The sequence below is a fragment of the Pigmentiphaga sp. CHJ604 genome, from assembly GCF_036972535.1.
Lineage (GTDB): Bacteria > Pseudomonadota > Gammaproteobacteria > Burkholderiales > Burkholderiaceae_B > Pigmentiphaga > Pigmentiphaga daeguensis.
This window is the reverse complement of sequence record NZ_CP136998.1, coordinates 1449531-1466548: the sequence shown is the minus strand read 5'-3', so window position 1 is coordinate 1466548 and position 17018 is coordinate 1449531. Positions and strand designations below refer to the sequence as shown.

Annotated in this window: 15 protein-coding genes; 3 read left to right on the top strand and 12 right to left on the bottom strand. The window is 67.6% G+C overall.

Translation table 11 applies throughout. From position 1 onward, the window contains the following. Nucleotides 1-46 precede the first annotated feature (46 nt). The 5 genes from R4823_RS07045 to R4823_RS07025 all read right to left on the bottom strand — a co-directional run bounded on the left by R4823_RS07045 (nt 47) and on the right by R4823_RS07025 (nt 5419). On the bottom strand, nt 47-445 hold the full coding sequence (locus R4823_RS07045; protein WP_087839957.1) for an ectoine synthase: 399 nt from the start codon (nt 443-445) through the stop codon (nt 47-49). Continuing rightward, nucleotides 442-1761, bottom strand: a complete 1320-nt coding sequence (ectB, locus tag R4823_RS07040) for a diaminobutyrate--2-oxoglutarate transaminase (RefSeq protein ID WP_087839958.1) — start codon at nt 1759-1761, stop codon at nt 442-444. Before ectB ends, R4823_RS07045 begins: the two co-directional genes overlap by 4 nt. Before the next feature lie 93 nt (nt 1762-1854). Further along, nucleotides 1855-2337, bottom strand: a complete 483-nt coding sequence (gene ectA, locus R4823_RS07035) for a diaminobutyrate acetyltransferase (RefSeq protein WP_279816277.1) — start codon at nt 2335-2337, stop codon at nt 1855-1857. Between the two features lie 118 nt (nt 2338-2455). Further along, complete coding sequence (locus R4823_RS07030; RefSeq protein WP_087839960.1) at nt 2456-2983, bottom strand: MarR family transcriptional regulator; 528 nt, start codon at nt 2981-2983, stop codon at nt 2456-2458. A 204-nt stretch (nt 2984-3187) separates the two neighbouring features. Beyond that, nucleotides 3188-5419: an acyl-CoA dehydrogenase gene (locus R4823_RS07025; RefSeq protein WP_338618086.1), complete on the bottom strand. Its 2232-nt coding sequence runs from the start codon at nt 5417-5419 to the stop codon at nt 3188-3190. A 127-nt stretch (nt 5420-5546) separates the two neighbouring features. On the opposite strand from R4823_RS07025, the gene R4823_RS07020 reads away from it, so the two are divergent. Continuing rightward, the gene (locus R4823_RS07020; protein ID WP_338618083.1) at nt 5547-6629 is read left to right on the top strand and encodes an exonuclease domain-containing protein; all 1083 of its coding nucleotides are present in this window, start codon (nt 5547-5549) and stop codon (nt 6627-6629) included. Nucleotides 6630-6651: 22 nt separating this feature from the next. Here the strand turns inward: R4823_RS07020 and R4823_RS07015 are convergent, their stop codons facing one another. Then, nucleotides 6652-6858 carry a hypothetical protein gene (locus tag R4823_RS07015; RefSeq protein WP_087839963.1) on the bottom strand — a complete coding sequence of 69 codons (207 nt, stop codon included), beginning with the start codon at nt 6856-6858 and terminating at the stop codon, nt 6652-6654. A 99-nt stretch (nt 6859-6957) separates the two neighbouring features. On the opposite strand from R4823_RS07015, the gene R4823_RS07010 reads away from it, so the two are divergent. Both R4823_RS07010 and R4823_RS07005 read left to right on the top strand, forming a co-directional pair. Continuing rightward, nucleotides 6958-7989, top strand: coding sequence for an NADP-dependent oxidoreductase (locus tag R4823_RS07010; RefSeq protein WP_338618080.1), 1032 nt, complete (start codon nt 6958-6960; stop codon nt 7987-7989). A gap of 87 nt (nt 7990-8076) precedes the next feature. Further along, on the top strand, nt 8077-8538 hold the full coding sequence (locus tag R4823_RS07005) for an STN domain-containing protein (protein WP_087839964.1): 462 nt from the start codon (nt 8077-8079) through the stop codon (nt 8536-8538). Here R4823_RS07005 and R4823_RS07000 read toward each other — a convergent pair. From R4823_RS07000 to R4823_RS06975, 6 genes are all read right to left on the bottom strand, one after another. Further along, a complete protein-coding gene (locus tag R4823_RS07000; protein ID WP_087839965.1) occupies nt 8525-9868 on the bottom strand; it encodes a sigma-54 dependent transcriptional regulator in 1344 nt (447 codons plus the stop codon). The genes R4823_RS07005 and R4823_RS07000 overlap by 14 nt on opposite strands. Next, complete coding sequence (locus tag R4823_RS06995; RefSeq protein WP_087839966.1) at nt 9861-11765, bottom strand: ATP-binding protein; 1905 nt, start codon at nt 11763-11765, stop codon at nt 9861-9863. The genes R4823_RS07000 and R4823_RS06995 overlap by 8 nt, the downstream gene beginning before the upstream one ends. A 92-nt stretch (nt 11766-11857) precedes the next feature. Beyond that, nucleotides 11858-12832 (bottom strand): tripartite tricarboxylate transporter substrate-binding protein, encoded by a 975-nt coding sequence (locus tag R4823_RS06990; RefSeq protein ID WP_087839967.1) that lies wholly within the window; start codon nt 12830-12832, stop codon nt 11858-11860. Between the two features lie 12 nt (nt 12833-12844). Further along, nucleotides 12845-15058, bottom strand: coding sequence for a DUF6351 family protein (locus R4823_RS06985; protein ID WP_279816149.1), 2214 nt, complete (start codon nt 15056-15058; stop codon nt 12845-12847). A gap of 221 nt (nt 15059-15279) precedes the next feature. Then, nucleotides 15280-16347, bottom strand: coding sequence for an AI-2E family transporter (locus tag R4823_RS06980; RefSeq protein ID WP_087839968.1), 1068 nt, complete (start codon nt 16345-16347; stop codon nt 15280-15282). A gap of 13 nt (nt 16348-16360) precedes the next feature. Further along, on the bottom strand, nt 16361-16975 hold the full coding sequence (locus R4823_RS06975; protein ID WP_207958600.1) for a trimeric intracellular cation channel family protein: 615 nt from the start codon (nt 16973-16975) through the stop codon (nt 16361-16363). Nucleotides 16976-17018 lie beyond the last annotated feature (43 nt).

Sequence of the window (17018 nt, the reverse complement as noted above, 5' to 3'; positions counted from 1 at the left end):
GGCGCCGCCCCGCCCGCCGGCGGGCGCGGCCCCTTGCCGAGGGCCTTCAGGCGACCTTCGCTTCGTCCAGGGGATAGACGCCTTCGGCGTCGTGCACTTCCTGGCCGGTCAGCGGCGGATTGAAGACGCAGATGACCCGCAGCGGCTCCTTGCCGCCGCGCAGGTAGTGCTCGTCGTTGTCGTTGAGCGCATAGACCACGCCCGGGCCGAGCTTGTAGACCTTGCCGTCGGCGACGGTCTCGATCTCGCCGTCGCCTTCGATGCACCAGACGGCCTCGACGTGGTTCTTGTACCAGATGTGGGTCTCGGTGCCGGGATGGATGATGGTCTCGTGGAACGAGAACCCCATGCCGTCCTTCTTCAGCAGCACGCGGCGGCTGGTCCAGGTCGGCGTGGATACTTCGTTCTCGGTGCCTATGATGTCCTTGATGTCGCGTACGATCATCGTCCCTTTCCTCCAAATTTCAATACACGGGCATTCGATTGCTTCTGGGCCAGCTGCTCGGCGGCCACCACCTCGGCCACCGCGCGGTCCAGCACTTCCAGCGCCTGCCGGAGCTGGCCTTCCTCGATGGTCAGCGCGGGCAGGAGCTTGAGCACTTCGTCGTTGGCGCCGGAGGTCTCGATGACCACCCCGCCCTTGAACGCCTGGGCCGCGATCTTGTTGGCCAGTCCCGGCACGCCGCTGACCAGGCCCTGGATCAGGCCGCGTCCCCGCACCGACAGGTCCGCCTCCGGATGGCTGTGGACCATGTTCTCCAGCCAGTCGCGCACCAGCGTCTCCTTGGCCTGGATCTCGCGGGTGAAGGCGCCGTCGCTCCAGTAATGTTCCAGCGCCTGCCGCGCGGTCACGAAGGCCAGGTTGTTGCCGCGGAAGGTGCCGTTGTGCTCGCCGGGCTTCCAGATGTCCAGTTCGGGCTTGATCAGCACCATGGCCATGGGCAGGCCGAAGCCGCTCAGGGACTTGGACAGCGTGACGATGTCGGGCTGGATGCCGGCCGACTCGAAGCTGAAGAAGGTGCCCGTGCGGCCGCAGCCGACCTGGATGTCGTCGACGATGAGCAGCATGTCGTGGCGGCGGCACAGGCGTTGCAGCTCCTGCAGCCAGCGCAGCGTGGCCACGTTCACGCCGCCTTCGCCCTGCACGGTCTCGACGATCACCGCGGCTGGGGTGTCCATGCCGCTGCTGCGGTCTTCCAGCATGCGCTCGAAGTACGCCATGGTGTCCACGTCCGGACCGAAATAGCCGTCGTACGGGATGAAGGTGGTGTTGCCCAGGCTCACGCCGGCTGCCTCTCGGTACTTGGCGTTGGCCGTGGCCGACAGCGAGCCGGCACTCACGCCATGGAAGCCGTGCGTGAAGGAAACGATGTTCGGGCGCTGCTTGACGCGGCGGGCCAGCTTGAGCGCGGCCTCCACGGCGTTGGTGCCGGTCGGGCCGGTGAACTGCAGCGTGTACTTCATGCCGCGCGGTTTCAGGATCAGCCGCTCGAACGCTTCCAGGAAATCTTTCTTGGCCGAGGTGGCCATGTCCAGGCCGTGCACCACGCCGTCCGCCTGGACATAGTCCAGCAGGGGCTGCTTCAGCACGGGGTTGTTGTGGCCGTAGTTCAGCGTGCCAGCGCCGGCAAACAGGTCGATGTACTGCCGGCCCTCTTCGTCGAACAGCAGCGAGCCCTTGGCCTTGCTGAAGACGACCGGAAACGAGCGTATGTAGCCGCGGACTTCCGATTCGAGACGGTCGAAGATCTTGAGATCCATGGTTTTTCCCTCCTGTTTTGCTTCTAGAAGCGTGAAAGACGTATAGGCGGACCCGGACGAACCGGGACGGATACGAGGGGCATCCGGCCTTTGCTAGAACGGGCCGATGCGCAGCAGCCGCTCGTCCTCGTGCTCGGCCTGGCCGAACAGTTCGGGCGGAAACATGGGCTGCTCCACGCACTGGGCGCCGCGATCCTGCGCCAGCGCCGCGAACATGCGCCGCGACGGCTGGTTGGATGGGGACACGGTGGTTTCGATGCTGTGTATGGGCTGCGGCAGCGGCCTGGCCAGCAGGTGCTCGAGCATGCGCTGGCCCAGGCGACGGCCGCGTGCCATGGGATGGACCGCAACCTGCCAGACGAACAACACGTTGGATTGCTTGGGCGGAAGGTAGGCAGAAACAAACCCTGCCAATTGCCCTTGCCGGGTGGCCACTACGCAGGTATCGCGAAAGTGCCGGCACAGAAGAAGGTAGGCGTAGGTGGAATTGACATCCAGCGGCGGCGATTCCTGTATGAGTCGCTGGATGTCCGCGGCATCTTCGATTTCAGGTGGCCGGAGATCGAAATTCTCCAGGGCCGGATTGAATACCGCAGGTTGGATGAGCGTGTCGTCGATCGCTTTCAGACTACGACCCTCCTATGTTTCGCACGCCGGCGCCTTGCGGCGACGCACTGGGTTTGATGGCTCCGGGTCACACCGCCAGGCCCGACTCCGGAGACGTATCCGATGCATTGATGTCCAGGATGGGCGAGGTGTCCGAACCCGGGTTCTCCATCAGGCTGACGATGCGCTCGAGCGAGAGCGTGATCGTGGCCTGTTCCAGTTCCGGCAGCGCGCCCAGGGCATCGGCCAGCGTCTTCTGCAGCGGCGACGGTGCCTGGCTGGCCACCTCGCAGCCGGCATCGGTGGCCGATACCAGGACCGTGCGGCGGTCTTCCCTGCTGCGTTCCCGCTTGACCCAGCCCTTCTCCTCCAGCCGGTCGAGGATGCCGACGACCGTGCTCGGGCTGACCGAGATTTCACGGCTGATGGCCGTGGCCGTCAGCGGCCCCGACTCGATCACGGCCAGGAGACAGACCAGCTGCGGCGCGGTGATATGGCTGCACGCCGCCAACTGCTTGGAGTGCAGCGCGATGTTGCGTGTGATGCGACGCAAGGCTCGCAGGATGCGCAGGTTGTAGTTGACGCCCGTGTCCGCGGCCGAGCCGATGTGGTCCATGTCCAGGAAATCGAAAGTGCTTGGTGAAAAAAAATCACTGCCCACAAATCAATGTAGAGCAATGATTTCAACTCAAATCATTCTAGTCAGAAAGACTCGGGGTGTCAACCCTACAAACCCTGGATTCCGATGTCAACGGCTCCGAAATTACCCTTATCCGCTTCGATTCCGCCGACATCCCGCTGAAACATGAAAAACCGGGGTTCAGCCTTGCGCCACGCGCTTTCCGGCCAGTTCGGCAGGGTCGAAACTATCGACCTCGACGACGTCGGCGATGGCGCGTTCCAGGTCTTCGAACATCAAGGCCTGGGCCGCGTCCACCTTTCCGGCGCGCACGCCGTCGCGCCAGTCGCGGACACCGGCATGGCGCAGCTCGTCCAGCACCGGAGCGGCACGCGCCGCGAGATCGAAGGCCTGTGCCAGCCTGTCCAGCGCCTCGCCCGGACGTGGCCGGGCCAACCCGGGCAACAGGCGATCGCGTGCCGGCGACGGCTCGAGCAGCCGCTCGGCGCAAGCCAGGGTGACGGCATCGGCCGGGCCGCGCCGGCGCACGCCCCGGGGCAGGCAGACGAACCGCAGCACCCCCGCGGCCGCCCGCGCGGGCAGATTGGCCAGCACCGCGTCCAGGCTCGCCTCGATGGCGGCGAGGCCGCTTTCCATGCACCACTGCACCAGCGGCAGGTCGTCGGGTTGCCGGCCTTCGTCGTGCCAGCGCTTGAGGACGGCGGACAGCAGATACAGCTCGGCCAGGATGTCGCCCAGCCGCGCCGACAGCATCTCCTTGCGCTTGAGCGCGCCGCCCAGCGTCGCCAGCGTGACGTCGGCCACCAGCGCGAATGCCGAGGCATAGCGGCCCAGTGCGCGGTAGTAGGGGGCGACCGGACCGGCCGAGCGCGGTGCCGGCGCGAACCGGCCACCGGTCCAGGCGCGGCCGAAGGCACGGAGCGCGTTGGCCGTCGCGTGGCCGGCATGACGCCAGAAGGTACGGTCGAATTCCTCCAGGCCCCTGGCCTGATCGCTGTCGGCCAGCGCCGCCATCTCGCGCATCAGGAACGGATGCGCCCGGATGGCCCCCTGGCCGAAGACGATCAGGCAGCGGGTCAGGATGTTGGCGCCCTCGACCGTGATGCCGATGGGGATGGCGCGGTAGACGTTGGACAGGTAGTTGCGCGGGCCGTCGATCACCGCCTTGCCCGCGTGGATGTCCATCGCGTCGTTCACCGCGATGCGCATGCGTTCGGTGGCGTGGTATTTCATGATGGCCGAGATCACGGCGGGCTTGTGCCCCGCGTCCAGCGCTGCGCAGGTCAGGCGGCGCGCGGCATCCACCTGGTAGGCCAGGGCCGCCATCCGGCCCAGCTTCTCCTGCACGCCCTCGAACTTGCCGATGGGAATGCCGAACTGTTGGCGCACGCGCGCATAGGCACCGCTGGTATGCGCCGAGAATACGCACGAGGCCGCCGCCAGCGATGGCAGGGAAATGCCCCGGCCCGCCGCCAACGCCGTCATCAGCATCTGCCAGCCCTGCCCCACCCGCTCGACGCCGCCGATGACCGCCTCCATGGGGATGAACACGTCCTTGCCCTGGTTCGGGCCATTCTGGAACACCTGCATCGCGGGCAGGTGCCGCCGGCCGATCTCCACCCCCGGCGTATCGGTGGGCACCAGCGCGACGGTGATGCCGATGTCCTCGCGGTCGCCCAGCAGCCGGTCGGGATCGCGCAGCTTGAAGGCGAGCCCGAGCACGGTCGCGACCGGCCCCAGCGTGATGTAGCGCTTGTGCCAGGTCAGCCGCATGCCCAGCACTTCGCGTCCCTGCCACATCCCCTTGCAGACCACGCCGTGGTCCACCATGGCGGCCGCGTCCGATCCCGCCTCGGGGCTGGTCAGCCCGAAGCATGGGATGTCGCGGCCGTCCGCCAGCCGCGGCAGCCAGTGCTCGCGCTGGGCGTCGGTGCCGAAATGCAGCAGCAGCTCGCCCGGCCCGAGCGAGTTGGGCACCATGACCGTGACCGCCGCCGTCAGCGACCGGGTCGAGATCCGCCGCACGACTTCGGAATGCGCGTAGGCCGAGAATCCCAGTCCGCCGTACTTGCGCGGAATGATCATGCCGAAGAACTTGCGTGCCTTCAGGAACGCCCAGATGTCGGGGGGCAGGTCATGCAGTTCCCAGTTGACCCGCCAGTCATCGACCATGGCGCACAGCTCGGCCACCGGCCCGTCCAGGAAGGCCCGCTCTTCGTCGCTGAGCCTGGCCGGCGGCATGTCCAGCAGGCGGCGCCACTCCGGATTGCCGGTGAACAGGTCGGCGTCCCACCACACGTCCCCGGCCTCGATGGCCTCGCGCTCGGTGTCCGACATGGTCGGCAGCGCCTTCGCGGCCCAGCGGAACAGCGGCTTGGACAGCCATTCGCGGCGCCATGAGGATGCGGCCATCGGGATGTCTCCTTGTCGACTATCTACCTCATATAGTAAGCCGGCCGGAAGACGCGACCGCGGCCGCGCGCGGCCCGGGCAGGCATGGTCTGGTTAAATAGGGGCTGCTCGTTCTTCACCCATTCCCATGCATCCTCCCCGCCTGGCCTTCGTCGACCTGGAAACCACGGGCACGACGCCGCGCAGCGACCGCATCACCGAGATCGGCATCGTCCAGGTGGATGCCGACGGCATGCGCGAATGGAGCAGCCTGGTCCACCCGGGCCGCCCCATTCCCCCGGCCATTCAGTCGCTGACCGGCATCACGGACGCGATGGTGGCTGGCGCCCCGCCCTTCGAGGCCCTGGCCGACGACATCGCCCGGCGCCTGGACGGCTACCTGTTCATCGCGCACAACGCCCGCTTTGACCACGGTTTCCTGCGCGAGGAGTTCGACCGGCTGGACCGGCCCTTCCGGCCCGATGTCCTGTGCACCGTCCGCCTGTCGCGCAAGCTCTACCCGCAGTACCGCAGCCATAGCCTGGATGCGTTGATCGCCCGGCACGGCCTGCATGTGCATGCCCGCCATCGTGCGCTCGACGATGCGCGCCTGCTGTGGCACTTCTGGCAGGACATCCACCGCGAGTTTCCGGCCGGGCAGCTCGGCGAGCTCGTCGATGCGCTGGCCGGCCGCGTGCCCTGGCCCGAATACCTGGACCCGGCCCTGCCCCGCCTGCTGCCCGACAGCCACGGCGTCTACGTCTTGCGCGACGTGAACCACCAGCCGCTGTATGTCGGGCGGGCCTCCAGGCTGCGGGACAAGGTGCTGGCGCATTTCCAGCCGGGCGCCTGGAAATCGGCCAAGGCACGGCGCCTGGCCGAGCAGGTCCGGCACATCGAATGGCTGGAGACGGGCGGCGCGATCGGCGCCCTGCTGCACGAGAACCGGCTGTTGCGAACCCTGGCGCCGTTGCACAATCGCCGCGCGCGCACGCCCGCCCTGGCCGGCGACACGCACTGGCCCTACGAAGGTCCGGTGGGGATACGCGAGGCCCGCGTCATCCACGTCGTGGAACGCTGGCAGTTCCTGGGCAGCGCGACCGACGATCAGGCCCTGTACGGCCTGCTGGACGGCGGGCGCGCCGAATACGACCACGAAGTCCACCGCATCCTGCGCGATCGGCTGGCGCAGGTCCCGCTGCTGAGGCTGGACCGCGCACGCACGGACTGAGGGCGCGGCGGCGGACCGGCGGCTATTTCCCTCCCGGTCCCGCCACGTCGATGCCGCTGCCCGACAGCTTGTTCGACCTGGGCGAACGGCCCAGGTCATCGGCGGAAGTATTCCGGTCGTTCTGGCGGGCCATCTGCTCTCGCTTGAGATCGGTCTCGGCGGCCTGCCGCTCCGGCTTGCGGGCGGGCCGGGCGGCCGGCTCGGAAGGCTTGGTGGACGAAGGTTTCATAAATGCTCCGGACGGCTTATCGTTGATCCGATCCACCCGCGGGTGGATCATCGCCGATCAGCACGAGACGTGCCCGACCACGACCGCCAGGAGAACGACATGCCCCCGTCCGCGCCCATGAACCGCCGCATCGTCATGGCCAGGCGCCCCGCCGGCACGCCGGTGGCCGAGGATTTCCGCCTTGAAACCGAGGCGGTTCCCAGTCCGGCCGACGGCCAGGTGCTGCTGCGCACGCTCTACCTCTCGCTCGATCCCTACATGCGCGGCCGCATGAGCGACGCGGCCTCGTATGCGAAGCCGCTGGACATCGGGGACGTCATGCTGGGCGGCACGGTGTGCCGCGTGGCCGAATCGCGCCATCCTGACTTCGCCGCCGGCGGCCTGGTCCTGGCCGCCAGCGGCTGGCAGGACTACGCGCTGTCGTCCGGCAAGGGGCTCACCCGCCTGCCCGCGGACCTTGCCCATCCCTCATGGTCGCTGGGCGTGCTGGGCATGCCGGGATTCACCGCCTACGTGGGCCTGATGCAGATCGGCACGCCCAAGGCGGGCGAGACGGTGGCCGTCGCCGCTGCGACCGGAGCCGTCGGATCGGTGGTGGGACAACTGGCCAGGCTGCACGGGTGCCGCGTGGTGGGCATCGCCGGCGGACCGGACAAGTGCGACCATGCGATCCGCGAACTGGGCTTCGACGCCTGCGTGGACCATCGCGCGGCCAACCTCGCCCAGCGCCTGGCCGCGGCCAGCCCCAACGGCATCGACGTCTATTTCGAAAGCGTGGGCGGAGCCGTGTTCGACGCCGTCCTGCCGCTGCTCAACCGCCATGCCCGCATCCCGCTCTGCGGCCTGATCTCGCAGTACAACGCCGTGCCGGGCGTCGAAGCCCCGGACCGCCTGCCCATGCTGATGCGCCTGGCGCTGACCAAGAGCCTGCGCATCCAGGGCTTCATCGTCTCGGACTGGTACGGACCGCTCTACCGGGAGTTCACCCGCCAGATGTCGGACTGGATCGCCGACGGGCGCATCAAGTACCGGGAAGACATGGTGGACGGGCTCGAAAACGCCCCCGCCGCGTTCATGGGTCTGCTGGAGGGACGCAATTTCGGCAAGCTGGTGGTGCGGGTCGCCCACTAGATGGGGCGCGGCGTGCTACCCTAGGGACGTCATCGAACAATTACAAGCAGGTCGCGCCACGGCGCAGTCCCGCAACAGGAGACTCGTATGACGTGCCAAGTGATTCCCCTGCGGCCACGCCGCGCCAAACGGCGGACGTTCACCGTGCCGGGCAAATCGTGGATGGTCGCGGTACCCGTGGCCCTGTCGATAGGCTGGCTGCTGGCCCTGCCCGGCATGCCGCATGCGCAGGCCGGCCCGACGGCCTCGGCCGAGCACCGGCTGGATTTCGCCATTTCCAGCGGCGACCTGCGCCCTGCGCTCGAAAAATATGCCCGCCAGGCGGGCATACGGCTGTCGTTCGATCCTGCCCTGGTGGCCGGCCTGACGACGCCCGGGCTGACCGGCCGCTACACGATCCAGGACGGGCTGGACACCTTGCTGCGGGGCACCGGGTATACCGCGGCCCAGGAAGGCGGACGCTACGTCCTGATTCCCGAGCCGCCGGCCTCGGCCGGCAAGCGGCCGCCCAGCGGACCGCGCCTGGTGGGCGCACTTACGCCTGTTTGAAGTCATCGGTGCTCAGGCCCAGCCTGTGCATCTTGTCGTAGAGCGTCTTGCGCGGCAGGCCCAGCATCTCGCTGGCCGCCGCCGTGCGGCCCGAGCAGTTCTTCAGCGCGTCCTCGATCAGCAGGCGTTCGAAGCTGGTCATCTGCTCTTCCAGCGAGCGCCTTGCGCTGGCCGCCGCGCCGGCCGGGCCGTCCTTGGCCAGCCCCAGCACGTAGCGGTCCGCCACGTTGCGCAGTTCGCGCACGTTGCCCGGCCAGTGATGCGCCATCAGCGACTGCAACTGGGACCCCGACAGCACCGGCGCATCCCGCCCATAGCGCAGGGCCGCCTGCAGGATGAAATGCTCGAACAGCAGGGGGATGTCCTCGCGCCGTTCGCGCAGCGGCGGGATCTCCAGCACCGCGACGCTCAGCCGGTAGTACAGGTCGGCCCGGAACGCGCCCCGCTCCGATTCGGCCAGCAGGTCGCTCTTGGTGGCGGCCACGACCCGGCAGTCCATGGGCTGAGGCTCGTTCGACCCCAGCCGTTCGAACACCCGCTCCTGCAAGGTGCGCAGCAGCTTGATCTGCAACACCATGGGCATGGTCTCGATCTCGTCCAGGAACAGCGTGCCGCCGCGCGCATACTCGATCTTGCCGATGCGCCGCTTGGCCGCGCCCGTGAACGCGCCGGCCTCGTGGCCGAACACCTCGCTCTCGAACAGCGTCTCGGGCATGCCGCCGCAGTTCAAGGCCGAGAAATGGCGATCGCGCCGGTTGCTGTGGTCGTGCAGGCACCGGGCCACCAGTTCCTTGCCGGTTCCGGTCTCGCCCACCACCAGCACGTCGGCGTCGGTATCGGCCAGGTCCTGCACCACCTTCCTCAAGGCCACCATGGCCGGCGACCGGCCCAGCAGCGCGCTTTCGATGGCGAGGCGATTGTCCAGCTGCCGCCGCAGGGACTGCACCTCGAGCGTCAGCCCGCGCTTCTCCAGGGCCCGCTGTACCACCTCGCTCAGGTGCTCGGAGGAAAACGGTTTTTCGATGAAATCGTAGGCCCCCAGGCGCATGGCCTGCACCGCCATCGAGATGTCGCCATGGCCGGTCACCAGGATCACCGGCAGGCAGGCATCGATCTCCAGCGCGCGGCGCAGCAGCTCCATCCCGTCCATGCCGGACATCTTCACGTCCGTCACGAGCACGCCCGGAAATCCGGGCACGACGTGCTTGAGCGCCTGCTCGGCCGACTCGAACGCCTTGACCTCGAGGCCTGCCAGTTGCAGCGCCTGCTTGCCCCCCAGCCTGACCGCCGGGTCGTCCTCGACGAACAAGACTGTCAATCCTTCATGCATCCACTGTCTCCTCCAACTTCGCCGGCCGCAGTTGCAGCACGAATTCCGCCCCGCCCCCCTCGCGGTTGCAGGCGCGCAGGCTGCCGCCGAAATCGCGCACGATGCCCGCCGAGATCGCCAGCCCCAGTCCCAAGCCCACCCCCTGCTCCTTGGTCGTGAAGAAGGGTTCGAACAGCCGGCGCATCACCTCGTCGGGAATGCCCGGCCCGCTGTCCAGGACCGAGATGACGACCCAGCCCCCCGCCTCCGTGACCGAGATCTCCAGGCGCCGCTCGTCGCTGCGCGCCATCGCGTCGATGGCATTGCCCAGCAGGTTGACCAGGATCTGTTCCAGCCGGTTGCCGTCGCAATAGGCGCAGGCATCGTCCGGAACGCTCAACCGCAGCTCGACCCGCTCCTGCCGCAGCCGCTGCTCGAGCAGGAAACAGGCGTCGGCCACGGCCACCGCGATCGAGGTCGGCTTGAGCAGGGCCGGCGACTTGCGCGCGAACTTCTTCAACTGGCCGGTGATCTTGCCCATGCGGGCGATCAACTGGCCGATCATGGTCAGATTCTCTTCGGCATCGGCCTGGCGTCCGCGCTGCAGCAGCACCGTGGCATTGTCGGCCAGCGTGCGCAGCGCCGCCAGCGGCTGGTTCAGCTCATGCGTGATGCCGGCTGCCATCTGGCCCAGCGCTGCCATCTTGCCAGCCTGCACCAGCTCATCCATGGTGGACTTCAGCACTTCCTCGGCGCGGCGGCGCTCCGCGATCTCGGTCTGCAGGTGACGGTTGGCGTTGCTCAACGCCTGCGTGCGCGCCGCCACCTTGCGTTCGAGCTCGTCGTGCGCCCGCTGCAGGGCCGCGCTGGCCGCCAGGCTCTGGGCGATGGCGCGCCGCCGCTGCTGCAGGTACAGGCCCAGTATGGCAAGGAACCCCATGGCCAGTGCCACCGCGATGGCCATGTTGCGGGCGCGCGCGTGGATGGGGGCCATGTTGGACAGGGCCATGAGCTTCCATTGCGTGCCCGGTATCTGGCGGCTCTGCACGAGATAGGACGGCACCAGGAAGTTGCCGCCCTCGCCCTCGCGCGCCGCTTCGTTGGTGAACTGCACGATGCGCACGCCCTCGGGCTGTTTGCCGACCTCGGCCATGCCCAGCGGCTCCAGCGATCCCGCGCGGTGGTACTGGCGCGTCACCGCCAGCTTCTGGAGCGTGTGGGACGACAGCGGCGCCAGCGTCTTGAACTTCCATCCCGGTACCGAAGTCAGGAAGATGACGCCGTTCTCGTCCACCACCACCACCTTCTCGTCGGCACGCAGCCAAGCGTCGTCGAGCTTGTCCAGGTCGACCTTCAGCGCCGCTACGCCCAGCATCCTGCCGTCGTGGTAGATGCCGTACGAGAAGTAATAGCCCGGGGACTGGCTGACGGTGCCTATGCCGTAGAAGCGGCCCGACAGCCCCTTGGCCGCGTCGATGAAATAGGGCCGGTACGAGAAATTGCGGCCGACGAAGCTGGGCGGGCGGTTCCAGTTGCTCGCGGCCAGCGTCAGCCCCTCCATGTTCATGACGTAGATCTCGGAAGACCCGGCCTTGCGGTTGACCGTTTCCAGGTACAGGTTGACCCGGGCGATCCGCTCGGGATTGCCGGGATCCTGCAGCAGCGCGATGACGTCCTTGTTCAGGGACAGGATGCCCGGCAGGTAGTCGTAGCGCGTCAGCTCGCTCTGCACCCCGCCGGCATAGATGTCGAGCCTGTGCTCCACCCCCTGGCGCAGCACCTGGATGCCGGTTCGTTCGCCCCAGATGTAGGCCAGCATCACCGCCAGGGCGGCGGCGAACAGGCAGACGCCGCCCCACACCAGGCGGCGCTTGGAAAAACCGCGGGCAGGCGGGTTGACGCTCAAGTCCCCATCCATGATTTTCGTGTTCTAGTGTCCGCAATTTATCCCAGGCACGCCAGGAAAGACATCGGAGCTTGCGCCACGTGGCGGCGCAAGCTCCTTTGCACCTAGTCGGCGTAGACGCCGGCCGCCCGGATGATGGGCGTCCACTTGGCGATCTCGTTGCCGAGATGCTTGCGCAGCGAGTCGGGCCTGGCCCGCTCGCCGGTCGCCGCCTGCGCCCCCAGCTCCTCCATCTTCCCGCGGAACACCGGGTCCTGGACCGCCGCCTGCAGCGCGGCCGACAGCTTCTCGACCACGGCCGGCGGCGTGCCCTTGGGCGCATACATCGCGTGCCAGATCTTGACCTCGATGCCCGGCAGCCCCTGCTCGGCCGCGGCCGGGATGTCCTTGAACGCGTCGATGCGCGTGGACTGCATCGCGACGTAGGGCTTGACCACGCCGGCCTTGATCTGTCCGGCGACGTTGGTGGTCTGGTCGCACATCAGGTTCACCTGGCCGCCGATGAGGTCGGTCAGCGCCGGCGCGGTCCCCTTGTAGGGCACCGTGCCCAGCTGCGTGCCTATGGTGCTCATGAACAGGAGGCCGCACAGGTGCGAGGCCGACCCGATGCCGGCATTCGCCAGGAACAGCTTGCTGGAATTGGCCTTGATGTAGGGCAGCAGGTCCTTGAAGTTGTCCGGCGGCAGGCTCTTGGTGCCCAGCAGCACCATCGGCACGTCGGCGATCTCGCCGATCATCTCGAAGTCCTTGAGCGGATCGAAGCCCAACTGGCGGTACAAGGCCGGCGCGGTGGACATGCCGATGTGGTGGATCAGCACCGTATGGCCGTCGTTGCGTGCGGTGGCCACCTTCTTCGCGCCTATGGTGCCGCCCGCTCCGCCTACGTTCTCGATCACGATCTGGCCCTTCAGGTGCCTGGCCATGACGGCCGTCACGTCGCGCGCCACCTTGTCGGTGGGGCCGCCCGCGGCGAACGGCACGACGGCGACGATGGGCGCGCTGCCGGGGAAGTCCTGCGCCTGGGCCGGAGCGGCCAGGGCCGCCAGGACGCCGAGCGATAACGTGGAAAGAAACTTCATTTCTATACCTCCTTAAGGACGAGTGATGTCGAACACCAGATTCCGGGGGGACGGGCCGAACGAAAGCCACGTGCCCTTGAGCGGCTGCTGCTCCACGCCGGGCTTGCTCCAGTCGCACACGCCGCCGGGGAAGATCTGCCGCAGGCGCTCCAGCTGTCCGGCATTCAGCGTGACCTTGTAGTCGGCCGGATCGACGGCCTTGAGCTGGCACTTGACGATGTTGTCGGCCAGCGGCGCGCCAGCCACCAGGCGCGGCGTGATGCCTGCCGGGTAGAGCTGGTTGCAGCGTCCGTCGCCATAGGCCGTGGACGGTTCGACGATCTTGTTGCCGCCACTGTCCCAGCAGGCATCCGCCAGCCCCGCGGGCTTGTGCGAGACGACCTTGCGCGACCTGGGCTGGTCGGAGGCGTCGCCCACCACGCCCATCAGCCACTGGTCCATGAGCTGCAGCAGGTTGTCGCCCACCGGGCCCGGTCCGAGCATGACGTGGTTGTCGAAATGCCCGTTGGCGGCCTTCAGGCGCTCGCGCACCGAGTACGAGTGGATCTTGTTGTGGATGTCGCCGTTCACCGCGTTGTCGAAGTAGTCGCGGTGCTCCAGGATGGCGGTCGAGGCCAGGCCGCCCCCGCCATGGGTGATGCGCCCCGACTGGTAGGCGCGGCGGATCGCGTCGATGTCGCCGGTCGTGCGTGCCGCCGTGGGCTTCAGGTCCACGTCCAGGCCGCCGATGTTGGCGTTCAGGTCCAGGAACTCTTCCACCGTGATGGCGCCGTCGTTCAGCGCCTTCAGTCCGTACTGCACGCCCACGTTGTCGATCGGCCGCAGCGCGAAGCCCCGGCTGTCCTTGCCGTAGACGTTCACCGTATGGTCATACACGGTGGCGCGGCTGCCGCCGGGGTTGTTGACCGGGTGATACTTCAGGCTTTCCTGGAACCCCGCCGGGAACGAGACCACCGGATCCAGCCGGCCGGCGCTGCCGCTCATGTTGGCGATGTTGCCGACCTGCAGGTAGCCGGAGATCGCCTTCTTCTTCTCGTCGCTGTAGGGCAGCCCGCCCGCGCGGTTGAAGTAGTTGTTCAGCAGCCGGGAATCGAAGACCTTGAACAGCGTGGCCGAGGTGACGTCCGGGAATACCATGTTCACGATGATGCCGTCGAACAGTCCGGGATAGTTGTCCGAGGTCTGGAAGCTCTGATAGGCGCCGCCCGATCCGCCGGTGCCTATCGTGTAGACCGGCACGCCGTAGGCCTCGATGAAGCGTTCCTTGGTCATCGCGACGGTCTCCGACGACAGCAGGTCGTTGCAGTTGGAGCCGAAGATGTTCAGCGTGGACGTGACGGCCGCGTAGCCCTGCTTCATCCACTCGTCGACGATCAGGGTGCCGAAGGTCGCGCCCTGCGTGTACCAGCCGCCCTGGCAGCCGCCGCCCAGCGGATACATCAGCTTGCCGTTCCAGGCCTTCGAACGCTTGTTCGGGCCGATCTCGCCGTCGTTGAGCGGATCGTGCAGCATCGCCGACTGGTAGATGCCGCGGTTGATCGTGCCCGTTTCCAGCCGCACGAGATATGGCACCGTACGCTCGGTCGGCTTGCCCTCGTCGATGGTGATGGTGGCCATGTCGGCCGGATAGACCGTGGGCGTGTTCCAGCGGCTGTTGCCCCCCGACTTGTTCCGGTAGAAGTAATCGACCCGCGTATTGGTGGAGCAGTGCTCGCCGAACGGCCCGTCCAGCGTGCCGCCGCCCAGCCGGCCGAAGGTGGTGGTGGTGCACAGGAAGGGCTTCTGGTGGGGGCCGGAGATCATCGGCCCGGTGATGGGATAGTTCGTGACCTCCAGCGTGGCGGTCGCGTCCCCGACCTGGGCGCGCAAGGTGTTCTTGCCCAGCGCCATGCCGCTCACCAGCCCCTGCCAGGTGCGATCGCCGATCTTCGCGAACGCCCGCGACACGTCGCTCTTGTCCAGCATGACCACCGGCGTGCCGCTGACGCCGGCCGGCACCTCCAGCCGCACCAGCGCGTCGTCGCCCGTGACGTAGTCCGGCAGCGAGGAAACCGTGCTCAGCTTGAGGGCCGGCGCCGGCGGCGGTCCCGGAGGCGCTCCGCCATCCCCGTCATCCCCGCCGCAGGCCGTGGCCAGCACCGCGGCGGCGCCCGCCGCCAGGGCCAGCCGGCCCATTCCATATCCATGGGCGCGCGCCTGCCGCCCCCGTGTCGTCTCGGGTCTCATTCCTGCCTCCTCCTGTCATGTGTCTTGAATCTTCTCGTTACAGCGACGGAGGATTAGCAACACCCATGCCAACACGGCCCCGGCACGCGAACATGCGGCAAGGGCCTGTTTTCATTGGCGTTTTCGGGAGACGGCGGGCAGAGGGAGCGACACGGGCGGCCAGAATTCCGCCATGCGGGCCGCCCGCCGTTCCGGAATTCCGCAACGGCGGGCGCGAGAGGTCAGTTCCGGTCGGGGGAAGGCGGACCGTCTATCGACGAGAACAGGTCCCACACCGCCATGAACAGTGCGGCGATCAGCGGCCCGATCACGAAGCCGTTGATCCCGAACAGCGCCATGCCGCCCAGGGTCGAGATCAGCACCACGTAGTCGGGCATGCGCGTGTCCTTGCCGACCAGGATGGGACGCAGCACGTTGTCGACCAGGCCGATCACCAGGATGCCGTACAGGGTCAGGATGATTCCTTGCAGCACGGCGCCGGACAGGAGGAAGTAGACGGCGACCGGCCCCCAGATCAGCCCGGCCCCCACCGCCGGCAGCAGCGACAGGAAAGCCATCACGACGCTCCACAACAGGGCGCCCTTGATGCCCAGGATCCAGAAGATCAGGCCGCCCAGCATGCCCTGGGTGATGGCCACCACGATATTGCCCTTGACCGTGGCCCGCACGACCGCGATGAACTTGCGGAACAGGTGGCGCTTGTGTTCCTCGGTCAGCGGCAGGGCCTGGCGGATGCGGGCGGACAGGTCCGGGCCGTCGCGCAGCAGGAAGAACAGCAGATACAGCATGACCCCCAGGCTGATGACGAACTGGAAGGTGTTCTGGCCGATGTTCAGCGCCTGGGTGGCGAAGAACTGGCTGCCCCGGGTCGCGACCTCGGCCAGCTTGTTCTGGATGCTGTTCACGTCCACCAGGCCGAACTTCTCCAGCAGGCTGCGCGCGGTGGGAGGAAGGGCCGCCATGGCCTGGTCGAGGTAGCCGCGGAAATCGATGTCGCCCGCCTTGATCTGCTCGTAGAGTCCCGCGCCCTGGCTGACGATGGTGCCTGCGATGAGCGAGACCGGGATGATCACGATGAGCACGCACACCGCCAGCGTGGCCAGGGCCGCCAGGTTGTTGCGGCCGCCGAACGCAGCCACCAGCCGGCGCTGCAAGGGGAAGAAGATGATGGCCAGGATGGCCCCCCAGAATACGGCGCCGAAGAACGGCCACAGCAGCCAGCCGAACGCCAGCGTGACCAATACCAGCAGGAGCAGGAAGGTGCGGTATTGCAGAGAGGTCTGGCTCATCGAGGACGTTCCTTCAATGTTCGGGGGGCGTTCTGGTCGTGAAGACGGGCAGGGTCAGGCTCCAGCGGATGGCGACCATGCGGAACAGGAAGCCGGCCACCAGCGCGATGGCGGTGGCATGATCGTGCCCGACGCCGTAGCGCTGCAGCAACACGTACAGCGTGCCGGTCGCCAGCGCGACGGAGGCGTAGAGGTCGCGGCGCAAGACCAGCGGCACCTGGTTGCACAGGATGTCGCGCAGCAGGCCGCCGCAGATGCCGGTCACCATGCCCATCAGCACCACGATGGCGGGATGCGCGCCCGCGGCCTCGGCCACGTCGCAGCCGATCACGGCGAAGGCGACCAGGCCCAGCGCGTCCAGCAGCAGGAAGGCCATGCGCACCCGATGCATGTACCGGACCAGGAGCGCCGCCGCCAGGGCCGCCCCCACGGTGAAGAATAGATATTCGGGATGGGCCACCCAGCCCAGCGGATAGTGGCCCAGCAGCACGTCGCGGATGGAGCCGCCCCCCAGGGCCGTGACCGTGCCGACGACGCAGACCCCGAACAGGTCCATGCGCCGCCTCATGCCCATGATTGCGCCCGAGGCGGCCTCGGCGGTGATGGCGACCAGATAGATCACTTGCAGCAACATAAGCGGGGCCGCTCGGCCGTCTCCTTTTCCCTGCGCG

Excerpts from the sequence above, each read along its gene's own strand:
- R4823_RS07045 (WP_087839957.1), bottom strand. The coding sequence starts at position 445 with ATGATCGTACGCGACATCAAGGACATCATAGGCACCGAGAACGAAGTA.
- ectB (WP_087839958.1), bottom strand. The coding sequence starts at position 1,761 with ATGGATCTCAAGATCTTCGACCGTCTCGAATCGGAAGTCCGCGGCTAC.
- R4823_RS07030 (WP_087839960.1), bottom strand. The coding sequence starts at position 2,983 with ATGGACCACATCGGCTCGGCCGCGGACACGGGCGTCAACTACAACCTG.
- R4823_RS07025 (WP_338618086.1), bottom strand. The coding sequence starts at position 5,419 with ATGGCCGCATCCTCATGGCGCCGCGAATGGCTGTCCAAGCCGCTGTTC.
- R4823_RS07020 (WP_338618083.1), top strand. The coding sequence starts at position 5,547 with ATGCATCCTCCCCGCCTGGCCTTCGTCGACCTGGAAACCACGGGCACG.
- R4823_RS07015 (WP_087839963.1), bottom strand. The coding sequence starts at position 6,858 with ATGAAACCTTCGTCCACCAAGCCTTCCGAGCCGGCCGCCCGGCCCGCC.
- R4823_RS07010 (WP_338618080.1), top strand. The coding sequence starts at position 6,958 with ATGCCCCCGTCCGCGCCCATGAACCGCCGCATCGTCATGGCCAGGCGC.
- R4823_RS07005 (WP_087839964.1), top strand. The coding sequence starts at position 8,077 with ATGACGTGCCAAGTGATTCCCCTGCGGCCACGCCGCGCCAAACGGCGG.
- R4823_RS07000 (WP_087839965.1), bottom strand. The coding sequence starts at position 9,868 with ATGCATGAAGGATTGACAGTCTTGTTCGTCGAGGACGACCCGGCGGTC.
- R4823_RS06995 (WP_087839966.1), bottom strand. The coding sequence starts at position 11,765 with ATGGATGGGGACTTGAGCGTCAACCCGCCTGCCCGCGGTTTTTCCAAG.
- R4823_RS06990 (WP_087839967.1), bottom strand. The coding sequence starts at position 12,832 with ATGAAGTTTCTTTCCACGTTATCGCTCGGCGTCCTGGCGGCCCTGGCC.
- R4823_RS06985 (WP_279816149.1), bottom strand. The coding sequence starts at position 15,058 with ATGAGACCCGAGACGACACGGGGGCGGCAGGCGCGCGCCCATGGATAT.
- R4823_RS06980 (WP_087839968.1), bottom strand. The coding sequence starts at position 16,347 with ATGAGCCAGACCTCTCTGCAATACCGCACCTTCCTGCTCCTGCTGGTA.